This is a genomic window from Enterococcus sp. 22-H-5-01 (assembly GCF_050310005.1).
In the GTDB taxonomy this organism is placed as follows: Bacteria; Bacillota; Bacilli; order Lactobacillales; family Enterococcaceae; genus Enterococcus_A; species Enterococcus_A hailinensis.
The window spans coordinates 796,011-810,080 of record NZ_CP189993.1 but is presented as its reverse complement, the minus strand read 5'-3'; the positions used below and the strand labels follow the sequence as shown (position 1 = coordinate 810,080).

6 protein-coding genes, 14 tRNA genes and 3 rRNA genes are annotated in these 14,070 nt (G+C 41.8%); all 23 read left to right on the top strand.

The genetic code is table 11. The features are described 5' to 3' along the window. Window positions 1-81 precede the first annotated feature (81 nt). The 23 genes from ACQKTA_RS04015 (at window position 82) to ilvD (ending at window position 14,068) form a co-directional block, all read left to right on the top strand. On the top strand, window positions 82-633 hold the full coding sequence (locus ACQKTA_RS04015; RefSeq protein WP_427814262.1) for a YceD family protein: 552 nt from the start codon (window positions 82-84) through the stop codon (window positions 631-633). A 58-nt stretch (window positions 634-691) separates the two neighbouring features. Further along, window positions 692-871, top strand: a complete 180-nt coding sequence (gene rpmF, locus ACQKTA_RS04010) for a 50S ribosomal protein L32 (protein ID WP_071858614.1) — start codon at window positions 692-694, stop codon at window positions 869-871. A gap of 290 nt (window positions 872-1,161) precedes the next feature. Further along, a complete protein-coding gene (gene gndA / locus ACQKTA_RS04005) occupies window positions 1,162-2,583 on the top strand; it encodes an NADP-dependent phosphogluconate dehydrogenase (RefSeq protein ID WP_427814261.1) in 1,422 nt (473 codons plus the stop codon). A 106-nt stretch (window positions 2,584-2,689) separates the two neighbouring features. Continuing rightward, on the top strand, window positions 2,690-3,376 hold the full coding sequence (locus ACQKTA_RS04000; protein WP_010740068.1) for a response regulator transcription factor: 687 nt from the start codon (window positions 2,690-2,692) through the stop codon (window positions 3,374-3,376). Further along, a complete protein-coding gene (locus tag ACQKTA_RS03995) occupies window positions 3,373-4,878 on the top strand; it encodes a HAMP domain-containing sensor histidine kinase (RefSeq protein WP_427814260.1) in 1,506 nt (501 codons plus the stop codon). The genes ACQKTA_RS04000 and ACQKTA_RS03995 overlap by 4 nt, the downstream gene beginning before the upstream one ends. 626 nt (window positions 4,879-5,504) lie before the next feature. After that, window positions 5,505-7,063: ribosomal RNA gene (locus ACQKTA_RS03990) — 16S ribosomal RNA — on the top strand. A 76-nt stretch (window positions 7,064-7,139) separates the two neighbouring features. Then, window positions 7,140-7,212, top strand: a tRNA-Ala gene (locus tag ACQKTA_RS03985). A gap of 169 nt (window positions 7,213-7,381) precedes the next feature. Next, window positions 7,382-10,294, top strand: a 23S ribosomal RNA gene (locus ACQKTA_RS03980). Window positions 10,295-10,365: 71 nt separating this feature from the next. Then, a 5S ribosomal RNA gene (gene rrf / locus ACQKTA_RS03975) occupies window positions 10,366-10,481 on the top strand. The 16S, 23S and 5S rRNA genes sit together here with 14 tRNA genes alongside, the layout of an rRNA operon. Window positions 10,482-10,490: 9 nt before the next feature. Next, window positions 10,491-10,564: transfer RNA gene (locus tag ACQKTA_RS03970), tRNA-Asn, on the top strand. A 49-nt stretch (window positions 10,565-10,613) separates the two neighbouring features. After that, window positions 10,614-10,702, top strand: a tRNA-Ser gene (locus ACQKTA_RS03965). 16 nt (window positions 10,703-10,718) lie between these two features. Continuing rightward, a tRNA-Glu gene (locus tag ACQKTA_RS03960) sits at window positions 10,719-10,790 on the top strand. A 13-nt stretch (window positions 10,791-10,803) separates the two neighbouring features. Continuing rightward, window positions 10,804-10,876: transfer RNA gene (locus ACQKTA_RS03955), tRNA-Val, on the top strand. Between the two features lie 3 nt (window positions 10,877-10,879). Further along, window positions 10,880-10,955 (top strand) — tRNA-Asp (locus ACQKTA_RS03950). A gap of 30 nt (window positions 10,956-10,985) precedes the next feature. Then, a tRNA-Phe gene (locus ACQKTA_RS03945) sits at window positions 10,986-11,061 on the top strand. A gap of 1 nt (window position 11,062) precedes the next feature. Continuing rightward, window positions 11,063-11,143 (top strand) — tRNA-Tyr (locus ACQKTA_RS03940). An 8-nt stretch (window positions 11,144-11,151) separates the two neighbouring features. Continuing rightward, window positions 11,152-11,222, top strand: a tRNA-Trp gene (locus ACQKTA_RS03935). Window positions 11,223-11,235: 13 nt separating this feature from the next. Continuing rightward, a tRNA-His gene (locus tag ACQKTA_RS03930) sits at window positions 11,236-11,308 on the top strand. An 8-nt stretch (window positions 11,309-11,316) separates the two neighbouring features. Then, a tRNA-Gln gene (locus tag ACQKTA_RS03925) sits at window positions 11,317-11,388 on the top strand. A gap of 67 nt (window positions 11,389-11,455) precedes the next feature. Beyond that, window positions 11,456-11,526: transfer RNA gene (locus ACQKTA_RS03920), tRNA-Cys, on the top strand. Between the two features lie 32 nt (window positions 11,527-11,558). After that, a tRNA-Leu gene (locus tag ACQKTA_RS03915) sits at window positions 11,559-11,642 on the top strand. A 60-nt stretch (window positions 11,643-11,702) separates the two neighbouring features. Then, window positions 11,703-11,775 (top strand) — tRNA-His (locus ACQKTA_RS03910). 613 nt (window positions 11,776-12,388) lie between these two features. After that, window positions 12,389-14,068, top strand: a complete 1,680-nt coding sequence (ilvD, locus tag ACQKTA_RS03905) for a dihydroxy-acid dehydratase (RefSeq protein WP_427814259.1) — start codon at window positions 12,389-12,391, stop codon at window positions 14,066-14,068. Window positions 14,069-14,070 lie beyond the last annotated feature (2 nt).

Genomic DNA, 14,070 nt, shown 5'->3' with positions numbered 1-14,070 from the left:
TTTATAGGTGTCAAGAAAATTTCATTGACAAAGGTTTTTTACACCTGTATAATAGCGATTGTTGCTTAGAGGTGATGAATAATGAAATGGTCGATTGGCGAATTACGCCGCTATAAAGAAGAAGCATTAAATTTTTCAGAAACGATTGATGTAAATAAAACGTTGATTCGTCGTGATAATGAAGTTTTAGCAGTAGCACCTGTTGCTGTTGAAGGTATCTTGTCCGTTGGAAAAAATGAATATATTTTACATTACCGTTTGAAAACTGTTGTAACTGTTCCTTCAGCACGTTCCTTGGAACCAGTTGATCTGCCACTTGATCTATCAGTAGATGAAGTATTCATGACACGGGAGCAATGGTCTTCTCTAGAAGATGAACGAGACGAAGAGATCCTTGTCATAGACAATGATACGATCGACTTAACAGATTCTATCGAAGATAACATATTATTAGCGATTCCGCTGCAAGTGTTTTCTGAAGAAGAGCTTCAATCAAAAGACTTACCAAAAGGTAACGATTGGGTAGTCGTGAGCGAAGAAGAATACTTGCAAAAAAAAGAATCTGCTGAAACAATTGATCCTCGTCTTGCAAAATTGTCTGAATTATTCAATGAATCAGAGGATAACGAGTAAGATTGGAATAAAATGTATCAGTAATGATACTTCATTTTATAAGGAGGTGTAACACCCAATGGCAGTACCAGCTAGAAAAACATCAAAAGCTAAAAAGAACAAACGTCGTACTCACTACAAATTAACCATCAAAGGATTAAACGAATGTCCTAACTGTGGCGAAATGAAGAAGAGCCATCACGTATGTGGCAACTGTGGCTACTACGATGGAAAAGATGTTATGTCTAAAGAAGCATAAGCACTTTTTAATAGAGAAGCTAAAACCTTAAGACTAACCATGGAGTCTTGAGGTTTTTTTCTTAGAAAAAACACAATTCGTTTTCCATTCTTACTTTCTTAGGATATAATGAGAAAGGTAAACATATCATGCATTTTAAACATCTTTTGCATAACAGAACAGACGAAGAGATCATTGATTCGTCCATTTATTAGATGAAGATATGCATAATAGAATAGTACATGTAAAGTAGAGAAGATTGTTCTCTAACGAAATGGCAATCGTTATCTACTTGAAATAGGAGGATTCTTATGTCAAAACAACAATTTGGTGTCGTAGGTATGGCAGTAATGGGGAAAAACCTAGCCCTAAATATTGAAAGCCGTGGATATTCTGTAGCTTTATACAATAGAACAGGTTCAAAAACTGAAGCCGTAGTAGCAGAACATCCAGAACGTAACTTAAAAGCAACTTTTTCAATCGAAGAGTTTGTTCAAGCAATTGAAAAACCTCGTCGCATCATGTTGATGGTCCAAGCGGGTCCTGCGACAGATGCAACGATTCAATCATTGTTACCTCATTTAGACAAAGGGGATATTTTGATTGATGGCGGAAACACATTCTTTAAAGATACAATCCGTCGTAACGAACAATTAGCAAATTCAGGAATCAATTTCATTGGTACTGGCGTTTCAGGTGGTGAAAAGGGTGCATTAGAAGGTCCTTCAATGATGCCTGGTGGTCAAAAAGAAGCGTATGATTTAGTTGCTCCTATTTTTGAACAAATTGCTGCCAAAGCTGAAGATGGCGAACCATGTGTTACTTATATTGGTGCTAATGGTGCTGGACATTATGTAAAAATGGTTCATAACGGTATTGAATATGGAGATATGCAATTAATTGCTGAGTCCTATGATTTAATGCATCGTTTATTAGGCCTTTCAGTTGATGAAATGGCTGAAGTATTTTCTGAATGGAATAAAGGGGAATTAGATAGCTATCTAATTGAAATCACTGCAGATATTTTAACGCGTAAAGATGATGAAGGAACAGATCACGCAATTGTTGATGTCATCAAAGATGCTGCTGGAAACAAAGGAACAGGTAAATGGACTTCTCAAAGCGCATTAGATCTTGGTGTACCACTACCATTGATCACTGAATCCGTTTTTGCCCGCTTTATCTCAGCATACAAAGAAGAACGTGTTGCTGCTAGCAAAGTCCTTACAGGACCAGCTCCTTACAAATACGATGGTGATAAAAAAGATTTGATCGAAAAAATTCGTGAGGCTCTTTATTTCAGTAAAATCATGAGTTACGCTCAAGGGTTCTCTGAATTACGTGCGGCTTCAAAAGAATTTGGTTGGTCATTACCGTTTGGCGAAATTGCTAAAATTTGGCGAGCCGGCTGTATTATTCGTGCAGGTTTCTTACAAAAGATTACTGATGCGTATGAAAAAGATCCAGATTTAGCAAACTTGATGTTAGATAGTTACTTCCAAGAAGTGACAGCTAAGTATCAGCAAGCTGTACGTGAAGTAGTAGCAATTGCGGTTCAAGCGGGTGTTCCTGTACCAACATTCTCATCTGCTATTACTTATTATGATTCTTATCGTGCAGAACGTTTACCAGCAAACTTGATTCAAGCGCAAAGAGATTACTTTGGTGCACATACGTATGAACGCACTGATAAAGAAGGAACATATCATTACAGCTGGTATGACGAAGAATAAAAATGTTAATTATAATAGGTCTATACAATTAAATGTAGCTTTTTAGTTTTTTAGCCCTATAATAGTATAGGTTTAATGAAATTTAACCAGGAAAGGAACTAAAAAAATGAGTAATATTCTGATCATTGAAGATGAGAAAAACTTAGCTCGTTTCGTCGAATTAGAATTGAAACATGAAGGCTATGATACCGAAGTTCATTATAACGGCAGAACTGGACTTGAAGCAGCACTTGAAAGCGATTGGGATGCCATCTTATTAGACTTGATGTTACCTGAATTGAACGGGTTAGAAGTTTGTCGTCGTGTTCGTCAAGTGAAAAATACACCAATTATCATGATGACAGCACGTGATTCTGTGATCGATCGTGTTTCAGGGTTGGATCATGGTGCTGACGATTACATCGTCAAACCATTTGCTATCGAAGAATTATTAGCTCGTTTACGTGCCTTACTTCGTCGTATTGATATCGAGGGCGATAAAAACGTTGCAAAACAAACAACGATTACTTACCGTGACTTAACAATTGAAAAAGAAAATCGTGTTGTTCGTCGTGGTAATGAAATTATTGAATTAACAAAACGTGAATATGAATTACTATTAACTCTTATGGAAAATGTAAATGTCGTGTTAGCACGTGATGTTTTACTGAATAAAGTATGGGGTTATGAAACTGAAGTAGAGACAAACGTAGTGGATGTATATATCCGTTACTTGCGTAATAAAATTGATGTACCGGGTGAAGACAGCTATATTCAAACTGTCCGCGGTACTGGTTACGTTATGCGCTCATGAGAAAATTTATAAAGAAACAAAGAGAACTGAAGGGGCCCTCACTTACCATCAAGTGGGCCTTTACAAGTTCTTTCTTTATATTCGTAGTATTTACTATCTTTGCAGTTATTACGTATAAATCTTCAGTGAATTTAATAGTAACAAAAGAACGAAAGAATGTTGAACGGACGATCTCAGAAGTTACTTCGCGTCTATCAAATGCCGATGAAGAGCTGACTTTAGTAAACACTTATCGAACATTGACAGAGTCCATTGGCCAAGAGAGTGCATTATATGATCAGAATATGACGCTAGAAGGTAATATGATGCGGATTGATGATTTTATTTCAGAACTAGGTCAACGTCCTCTTTCGTTAGATATTTACAATCTGGATAAGAAACTGATATTCAAGACTCAAAATGAATATCAGCCATTGATACAGACAAAACATAAGAGTCCGACAATCGTTACAGTAGATGAAAAGAGTGGTTTTTTATCAGTCGAACCCATCTATTCCAAAAAAACGAGAGAAAAAATAGGTTATGCGCAAATTTTTTATGAGTTATCAGATTTTTATGAAATGCGCAGTAGATTACTACTTACATTAATCATTTTAGAAATTGTCTCTCTATTGTTAAGTAGCTTTTTAGGCTTTATTTTATCTTCATATTTCTTGAAACCAGTAAAAGTATTGAGAGATACAATGGAAATCATTCGGAAAGATCCTCAAGCAGAAGTGCACGTGCCAGAAATTACAACAAATGACGAGTTATCAGATTTAGCAGTCATTTTTAATGATGTCATTGACCGTATAAGGATGTATATTGAACAACAAGAACAGTTTGTTGAAGATGTTTCTCATGAACTTAGGACTCCTGTAGCAGTGATAGAGGGCCATCTAAACATGTTGAACCGCTGGGGCAAAGATGATCCAGAAATTTTAGATGAATCCATTCAAGCAAGTTTACAAGAGCTCGTCCGTATGAAGAGCCTAGTGCAAGAAATGCTAGATTTATCACGTGCAGAACAAGTGGATGTTTATTATGGTAATGAAACAGCAAAAGCTAAGGAAGTAACCTATCAAGTGTTCAATAACTTTAACATTTTATATCCTGAGTTTACGTTCACTTTGGATGATGACCTTGATGGTGAAAAGATCCTAAAAATTTATCGAAATCACTTAGAACAAATTTTGATTATTATTTTAGATAATGCAGTAAAATATTCTACTGATAGAAAAGAAGTTCACATTTCAGTTTCTTCAACATTGAATAAGTTTGAAATTGCGATTCAAGATTTTGGTGAAGGAATACCAGATGAAGATATAGATAAAGTATTTAATCGATTTTATCGTGTAGATAAAGCCCGCGCTCGAACAAAGGGTGGAAATGGACTAGGCTTATCGATTGCACATAAACTTTTAGAGAGCTATAAAGGAAATATCTCTGTGGAAAGTGCAGTTGGAAAAGGAACAATTTTTAGAATTTTTATTCCAATGGTAGAAGAAGAAACAGTTGAGTAACTTCTCAACTGTTTTTTTATGCGAAAATTCAAATTTATTTTTTGAGAAGATAACGTTATTTTTGTTTTAAAATCGAACGTTATTTCAGATAAATAATTAAACGTTCGAAAAAATAAAAAAGATAAAAAAACATATAAAAAATAGTTGCATTATAGCTTTAAAATTGCTATATTATTATCTGTTCCCAAGAGAAAAAACATCTCGAAAAAAATTAAAAATAATTATTGACGGATGTTGAAACTTGTGGTATTTTTATAAAGTCGCTTGAACAAAAAGAAAAGCTAACTTGTTTTTTTATAAAAAGTTTTTAAATAAAAGTTCTTGACTTTTGATTGAAGACCTGATATGATTTAAAAGTTGCTGATACAGCGGAAATTAAATAATAACTTTTGAGATTAAAAAAACTTCAAAAAAGTTGTTGACATTAACTTTTAAATCTGTTAAGATATAAAGGTTACTGAAACAAAGCGATAAACGATGTAGACCTTTGAAAACTGAACGAATAAAACAAACCAAATGTGTAGGGCGTTTCTTTTAATAGAAACAAACAAAACATAGCAAGCAATATGCTAGCAAGTCAATTTTTTAAAATTGAGCTTAACAATCGCAAGATTGTTTCAAACACTTTTTATGAGAGTTTGATCCTGGCTCAGGACGAACGCTGGCGGCGTGCCTAATACATGCAAGTCGAACTCTTTTTCTTTCACCGGAGCTTGCTCCACCGAAAGAAAAAGAGTGGCGAACGGGTGAGTAACACGTGGATAACCTACCCTCAAGCGGGGGATAACACTTGGAAACAGGTGCTAATACCGCATAACAAAGAAAACCGCATGGTTTTCTTTTGAAAGGCGCTTTTGCGTCACTTGAGGATGGATCCGCGGTGCATTAGCTAGTTGGTGAGGTAACGGCTCACCAAGGCAACGATGCATAGCCGACCTGAGAGGGTGATCGGCCACATTGGGACTGAGACACGGCCCAAACTCCTACGGGAGGCAGCAGTAGGGAATCTTCGGCAATGGACGAAAGTCTGACCGAGCAACGCCGCGTGAGTGAAGAAGGTTTTCGGATCGTAAAACTCTGTTGTTAGAGAAGAACAAGGATGAGAGTAAAAAGTTCATCCTTTGACGGTATCTAACCAGAAAGCCACGGCTAACTACGTGCCAGCAGCCGCGGTAATACGTAGGTGGCAAGCGTTGTCCGGATTTATTGGGCGTAAAGCGAGCGCAGGCGGTTTCTTAAGTCTGATGTGAAAGCCCCCGGCTCAACCGGGGAGGGTCATTGGAAACTGGGGAACTTGAGTGCAGAAGAGGAGAGTGGAATTCCATGTGTAGCGGTGAAATGCGTAGATATATGGAGGAACACCAGTGGCGAAGGCGGCTCTCTGGTCTGTAACTGACGCTGAGGCTCGAAAGCGTGGGGAGCAAACAGGATTAGATACCCTGGTAGTCCACGCCGTAAACGATGAGTGCTAAGTGTTGGAGGGTTTCCGCCCTTCAGTGCTGCAGCTAACGCATTAAGCACTCCGCCTGGGGAGTACGACCGCAAGGTTGAAACTCAAAGGAATTGACGGGGGCCCGCACAAGCGGTGGAGCATGTGGTTTAATTCGAAGCAACGCGAAGAACCTTACCAGGTCTTGACATCCTTTGACCACTCTAGAGATAGAGCTTCCCCTTCGGGGGCAAAGTGACAGGTGGTGCATGGTTGTCGTCAGCTCGTGTCGTGAGATGTTGGGTTAAGTCCCGCAACGAGCGCAACCCTTATTGTTAGTTGCCATCATTTAGTTGGGCACTCTAGCAAGACTGCCGGTGACAAACCGGAGGAAGGTGGGGATGACGTCAAATCATCATGCCCCTTATGACCTGGGCTACACACGTGCTACAATGGGAAGTACAACGAGTCGCGAAGTCGCGAGGCTAAGCTAATCTCTTAAAGCTTCTCTCAGTTCGGATTGTAGGCTGCAACTCGCCTACATGAAGCCGGAATCGCTAGTAATCGCGGATCAGCACGCCGCGGTGAATACGTTCCCGGGCCTTGTACACACCGCCCGTCACACCACGAGAGTTTGTAACACCCGAAGTCGGTGAGGTAACCTTTTGGAGCCAGCCGCCTAAGGTGGGATAGATGATTGGGGTGAAGTCGTAACAAGGTAGCCGTATCGGAAGGTGCGGCTGGATCACCTCCTTTCTAAGGAATATTACGGAGACTACACAGGTTATTTTATTCGTTCAGTTTTGAGAGGTTTACTCTCAATTTAATACTTGGGGCCTTAGCTCAGCTGGGAGAGCGCCTGCTTTGCACGCAGGAGGTCAGCGGTTCGATCCCGCTAGGCTCCATTGATGACACTAGTCATCATCGTTCATTGAAAACTGGATACAGAAACAAACCAAACAAACCGAGAACACCGCGTTGAATGAGTTTTTTAATAAGTTCAATTGCTTATTTTATTACTAAGGAACATGATCGCTCATGGAAATTAGTAAGACCCAACCGAAAGGTTGATAAGGTTAAGTGAATAAGGGCGCACGGTGGATGCCTTGGCACTAGGAGCCGATGAAGGACGGGACTAACACCGATATGCTTCGGGGAGCTGTAAGTAAGCTTTGATCCGGAGATTTCCGAATGGGGAAACCCAGCATCTTTTATAGGATGTTACTTTTCAGTGAATACATAGCTGATTAGAGGTAGACGCAGAGAACTGAAACATCTAAGTACCTGCAGGAAGAGAAAGAAAATTCGATTCCCTGAGTAGCGGCGAGCGAAACGGGAAAAGCCCAAACCAAGAGGCTTGCCTCTTGGGGTTGTAGGACTCCGATATGGTAGTCCAGTGAGATAGTCGAAGGACCTGGAAAGGTCTGCTAGAAAGGGTAAAAGCCCCGTAGACAAAATTTGACTGGCACCTAGGAGGATCCTGAGTACGGCGGAACACGAGGAATTCCGTCGGAATCCGGGAGGACCATCTCCCAAGGCTAAATACTCCCTAGTGACCGATAGTGAACCAGTACCGTGAGGGAAAGGTGAAAAGCACCCCGGAAGGGGAGTGAAATAGATCCTGAAACCGTGTGCCTACAACAAGTTAAAGCCCGTTAATGGGTGATAGCGTGCCTTTTGTAGAATGAACCGGCGAGTTACGATTACTTGCGAGGTTAAGTTGAAAAAACGGAGCCGTAGCGAAAGCGAGTCTGAATAGGGCGAATGAGTAAGTGGTCGTAGACCCGAAACCATGTGATCTACCCATGTCCAGGTTGAAGGTGCGGTAAAACGCACTGGAGGACCGAACCCACGTACGTTGAAAAGTGCGGGGATGAGGTGTGGGTAGCGGAGAAATTCCAAACGAACTTGGAGATAGCTGGTTCTCTCCGAAATAGCTTTAGGGCTAGCCTCAGAGTAAGAATGATGGAGGTAGAGCACTGTTTGGACTAGGGGCCCATCTCGGGTTACCGAATTCAGATAAACTCCGAATGCCATCCATTCATCTCTGGGAGTCAGACTGTGAGTGATAAGATCCATAGTCGAAAGGGAAACAGCCCAGACCACCAGCTAAGGTCCCAAAATATATGTTAAGTGGAAAAGGATGTGGGGTTGCACAGACAACTAGGATGTTGGCTCAGAAGCAGCCACCATTTAAAGAGTGCGTAATAGCTCACTAGTCGAGTGACCCTGCGCCGAAAATGTACCGGGGCTAAACATATTACCGAAGCTGTGGAACACACCATTAGGTGTGTTGGTAGGAGAGCGTTCTAAGGGCGTTGAAGGTAGATCGTGAGGACTGCTGGAGCGCTTAGAAGTGAGAATGCCGGTATGAGTAGCGAAAGACAGGTGAGAATCCTGTCCACCGAATGACTAAGGTTTCCTGGGGAAGGCTCGTCCGCCCAGGGTTAGTCGGGACCTAAGCCGAGGCCGAAAGGCGTAGGCGATGGATAACAGGTTGATATTCCTGTACCCGTTGTTTTTGTTTGAACAATGGAGGGACGCAGGAGGCTAAGGAATCAGACGATTGGAAATGTCTGTCCAAGCAACAAGTCTTGAAGTGAGTCAAATGCTTGCATCTTTAAGGACAAGTTGTGATGGGGAGGGAAATAATAGTACCGAAGTTCCTGATGTCACACTGCCAAGAAAAGCTTCTAGTTAGAAAACAATGGCCCGTACCGCAAACCGACACAGGTAGTCGAGGAGAGAATCCTAAGGTGAGCGAGAGAACTCTCGTTAAGGAACTCGGCAAAATGACCCCGTAACTTCGGGAGAAGGGGTGCTGATCTAACGATCAGCCGCAGTGAATAGGCCCAAGCGACTGTTTATCAAAAACACAGGTCTCTGCAAAATCGAAAGATGACGTATAGGGGCTGACGCCTGCCCGGTGCTGGAAGGTTAAGAGGAGTGCTTAGCGTAAGCGAAGGTACGAATTGAAGCCCCAGTAAACGGCGGCCGTAACTATAACGGTCCTAAGGTAGCGAAATTCCTTGTCGGGTAAGTTCCGACCCGCACGAAAGGCGTAACGATTTGGGCACTGTCTCAACGAGAGACTCGGTGAAATTTTAGTACCTGTGAAGATGCAGGTTACCCGCGACAGGACGGAAAGACCCCATGGAGCTTTACTGCAGTTTGATATTGAGTGTTTGTACCACATGTACAGGATAGGTAGGAGCCGTAGAAGTCGGAACGCTAGTTTCGACAGAGGCGCTGGTGGGATACTACCCCTGTGTTATGACCACTCTAACCCGCACCACTAATCGTGGTGGGAGACAGTGTCAGATGGGCAGTTTGACTGGGGCGGTCGCCTCCTAAAAGGTAACGGAGGCGCCCAAAGGTTCCCTCAGAATGGTTGGAAATCATTCGCAGAGTGTAAAGGCACAAGGGAGCTTGACTGCGAGACCTACAAGTCGAGCAGGGACGAAAGTCGGGCTTAGTGATCCGGTGGTTCCGCATGGAAGGGCCATCGCTCAACGGATAAAAGCTACCCTGGGGATAACAGGCTTATCTCCCCCAAGAGTCCACATCGACGGGGAGGTTTGGCACCTCGATGTCGGCTCGTCGCATCCTGGGGCTGTAGTCGGTCCCAAGGGTTGGGCTGTTCGCCCATTAAAGCGGCACGCGAGCTGGGTTCAGAACGTCGTGAGACAGTTCGGTCCCTATCCGTCGCGGGCGTTGGAAATTTGAGAGGATCTGTCCTTAGTACGAGAGGACCGGGATGGACTTACCGCTGGTGTACCAGTTGTCTCGCCAGAGGCATCGCTGGGTAGCTATGTAGGGAAGGGATAAACGCTGAAAGCATCTAAGTGTGAAGCCCACCTCAAGATGAGATTTCCCATTTCTTTAAGAAAGTAAGATCCCTGAGAGATGATCAGGTAGATAGGTCAGAAGTGGAAGTGCAGTGATGTACGGAGCGGACTGATACTAATCGATCGAGGACTTAACCAAAAAAATTGATCTTGGCTGTTTGAATGTTTCTGATCCAGTTTTGAGTGAACGAAGTTTACTCAAACAAATAGTGTGGTGGCGATAGCGAGAAGGATACACCTGTTCCCATGTCGAACACAGAAGTTAAGCTTCTTAGCGCCGATTGTAGTGAGGGGTTGCCCCTTGTGAGATTAGGACGTCGCCACGCTGTAATTATTCCGGCATAGCTCAGTTGGTAGTAGCGCATGACTGTTAATCATGATGTCGTAGGTTCGAGTCCTACTGCCGGAGTTTCTCGAAAGAGAATTTATAGAGTATTGGGCCTTTGTGCTCCTTTCTTGGAGAGTTGTCCGAGTGGCCGAAGGAGCATGATTGGAAATCATGTAGACGGGTAATCCTGTCTCAAGGGTTCGAATCCCTTACTCTCCGTAACACAAATTTTACTGGCCCGTTGGTCAAGCGGTTAAGACACCGCCCTTTCACGGCGGTAACACGGGTTCGAGTCCCGTACGGGTCATTTAATTAAATATGGAGGTTTAGCTCAGCTGGGAGAGCATCTGCCTTACAAGCAGAGGGTCAGCGGTTCGATCCCGTTAACCTCCATTCGGTTCCGTGGTGTAGGGGTTAACATGCCTGCCTGTCACGCAGGAGATCGCGGGTTCAAATCCCGTCGGGACCGCCATTTAATTAAAAACTTTAAACTATTATTTATGGCGCGGTAGCTCAGTTGGTAGAGCAACGGATTGAAGCTCCGTGTGTCGGCAGTTCGATTCTGTCCCGCGCCACCATGGAGGAGTAGCGAAGTGGCTAAACGCGACGGACTGTAAATCCGTTCCTTAGGGTTCAGTGGTTCGAATCCACTCTCCTCCATTTGTTTCAGGGGCATAGTTTAAAGGTAGAACAGCGGTCTCCAAAACCGTTAGTGTGGGTTCAATTCCTGCTGCCCCTGTTTTTCTAATATGGCGATCGTGGCGAAGTGGTTAACGCACCGGATTGTGGCTCCGGCACTCGTGGGTTCGATTCCCATCGTTCGCCCTTTTCATTGGGGTATAGCCAAGCGGTAAGGCAAGGGACTTTGACTCCCTCATGCGTTGGTTCGAATCCAGCTACCCCAGTTTCCTCAGAAAAGGTTAAGAAATTTTCTTGAAAATTATTGTTCTGAGAAGAAAAAAATAGTATAATGGCGGTATAGCCAAGTGGTAAGGCAGAGGTCTGCAAAACCTTCATCACCGGTTCAAATCCGGTTACCGCCTTAGTACTAAAATAGCAATAGTATCATAGACATGCCGGCGTGGCGGAATTGGCAGACGCGCTGGACTCAAAATCCAGTGCCCTCACGGGCGTGCCGGTTCGACCCCGGCCGCCGGTATTAAAGAGCTAAGATGTTATTTCATCTTAGTTTTTTATTTGAAATTGAATAGGTAATATGGCGATCGTGGCGAAGTGGTTAACGCACCGGATTGTGGCTCCGGCACTCGTGGGTTCGATTCCCATCGTTCGCCCTAAAAAACTCCTGAGTTTTTGAGTTTCAGATTTAGACAAAGTACTAATATTTAGTACTTTGTCTTTTTTTGTTTATCAAAATATAAGTAAACATGTACAAATAAACCTTATAACTATTTGTTATTATAAGAATACTAGCATTATTGATTTCTATTTTATTTATGACTCAGTAAAATAGAAATTCGATGAAATAAGAGAGTGTTCATGCTTAGACCTAGTTCTTATAACTAATTTGAGAATGGTTTAATGTTTATTTAGTATTAAAAAGTTTTAGAGGCCTCAACAATTGTTGAGGCTTTTTTGTTTTGTAAGGAAGTTAATTAAAATTATCAAAAATAATTCAATAAATTTCATTGACTTTTAATTTTTAAAGCAGTATAGTATAAAAAAATAATTAAAGAATTATTAGAAAAAGCAAGGGGAAGATTTTTATGCGCAAGAACAGACACGATGATTTTAGCCAATACGTCTTATTAATTATTATGTCCAGGACTTAGAACGCGGTAGTTTTAAACCGTTAGTTTGAGTCCTGTTTGTGTTACGAATGGGATTCTTGCTAAAGTATCCCATCAATTATTGATGGGATACTTTTTTATTTAAGGAGATGTATTTATGAGAAGCGATCAAATCAAAAAAGGTATCGATGCGGCACCGGCTAGAAGTTTATTATATGCAACAGGTCAAGTAAAAAATATAAGAGATATGGATAAACCCTTTATTGCTATCTGTAATTCTTATATCGATATTGTTCCTGGGCATGTACATTTACGTGAGTTGGCAGATATAGCAAAAGAGGTAATTCGTGAAGCAGGAGGAATTCCGTTTGAATTTAATACGATTGGTGTTGATGATGGTATTGCCATGGGTCATATTGGTATGCGGTATTCTTTGCCTAGTCGGGAACTGATAGCTGATTCTGCAGAAACAGTGATCAATGCACATTGGTTTGATGGAGTATTCTATATTCCTAATTGTGACAAAATCACACCAGGGATGATTTTGGCAGCTGTTAGAACAAATGTACCGGCAATATTTTGCTCTGGAGGCCCAATGAAGGCTGGAATTGATCCTCGTGGACATCAGGCCACACTATCTTCAATGTTTGAAGCTGTAGGAGCATATAAAGACGGTAAAATGACAAAAAATGATTTTCAATTTATGGAGCAAAACGCTTGTCCAACTTGTGGTTCTTGTGCGGGTATGTTTACTGCTAATTCAATGAATTGCTTGTTAGAAGTATTAGGCTTGGCTTTACCAGGGAATGGAACTGTATTGGCTGTTTCTGATGAACGTCGTGAATTAGTTCGTAAATCAGCAAAACACTTAATGGAGTTAGTCAAAAAACAAATTAAGCCGCGAGATATCGTGACAAAAGAAGCAATCGATGATGCCTTTGCATTAGATATGGCTATGGGCGGATCAACAAATACTGTTTTACACACACTAGCAATTGCTAATGAAGCAGAAATTCCTTATAACCAAGCAGACATCAATGAGATTGCGAAACGTGTGCCGTATCTCTCAAAAATTGCTCCTTCTTCTAGTTATTCGATGCATGACGTCCATGAAGCCGGTGGTGTTTCAGCAATCATTCATGAATTAGTTTCTATCGAAGGGGCTATCCATCCAGACCGAATAACGGTAACAGGAAAAACGATTCGAGAAAATGTAGCGGATGCGAAAATCAATAATCCTGAAGTGATCCATCCAAAGAGTAATCCATATAGTAGCGTAGGCGGGCTTTCGATTTTATATGGGAATATTGCTCCTGAAGGAAGTGTCATTAAAGTTGGTGGTGTCGATCCTAGTATTAAGGTCTTTAAAGGTAAAGCAATTTGTTTCTCTTCTCATGACGAGGCGGTTGATGCAATTGATAATCATACAGTTAAGAAAGGCCATGTCGTTGTGATTCGCTATGAAGGACCTAAGGGAGGACCTGGTATGCCAGAAATGTTGGCACCTACTTCAAGTATCGTTGGCCGCGGATTGGGTAAAGACGTGGCATTGATTACTGATGGACGCTTTTCAGGTGCAACAAGAGGAATTGCCGTTGGACATATCTCTCCTGAGGCAGCAGCGGGCGGACCAATCGCTTTAGTTCAAAATGGAGATGAAATTACAATTGATTTAACCAATCGCACACTGAACGTTGAAATTTCAGAAGAAGAATTAGATCAACGGAAAGAAAAATTGGAAAAATTCTATCCTAAAGTCAAAAAGGGATGGTTAGCACGTTATTCAGCATTGGTTACCTCAGCACATACTGGCGGGGTTATGAGATTACCTGAATAGGA

Coding starts and splice junctions, on each gene's coding strand:
- ACQKTA_RS03995 (WP_427814260.1), top strand. CDS start 3,373: ATGAGAAAATTTATAAAGAAACAAAGAGAACTGAAGGGGCCCTCACTT.
- ACQKTA_RS04000 (WP_010740068.1), top strand. CDS start 2,690: ATGAGTAATATTCTGATCATTGAAGATGAGAAAAACTTAGCTCGTTTC.
- rpmF (WP_071858614.1), top strand. CDS start 692: ATGGCAGTACCAGCTAGAAAAACATCAAAAGCTAAAAAGAACAAACGT.
- gndA (WP_427814261.1), top strand. CDS start 1,162: ATGTCAAAACAACAATTTGGTGTCGTAGGTATGGCAGTAATGGGGAAA.
- ACQKTA_RS04015 (WP_427814262.1), top strand. CDS start 82: ATGAAATGGTCGATTGGCGAATTACGCCGCTATAAAGAAGAAGCATTA.
- ilvD (WP_427814259.1), top strand. CDS start 12,389: ATGAGAAGCGATCAAATCAAAAAAGGTATCGATGCGGCACCGGCTAGA.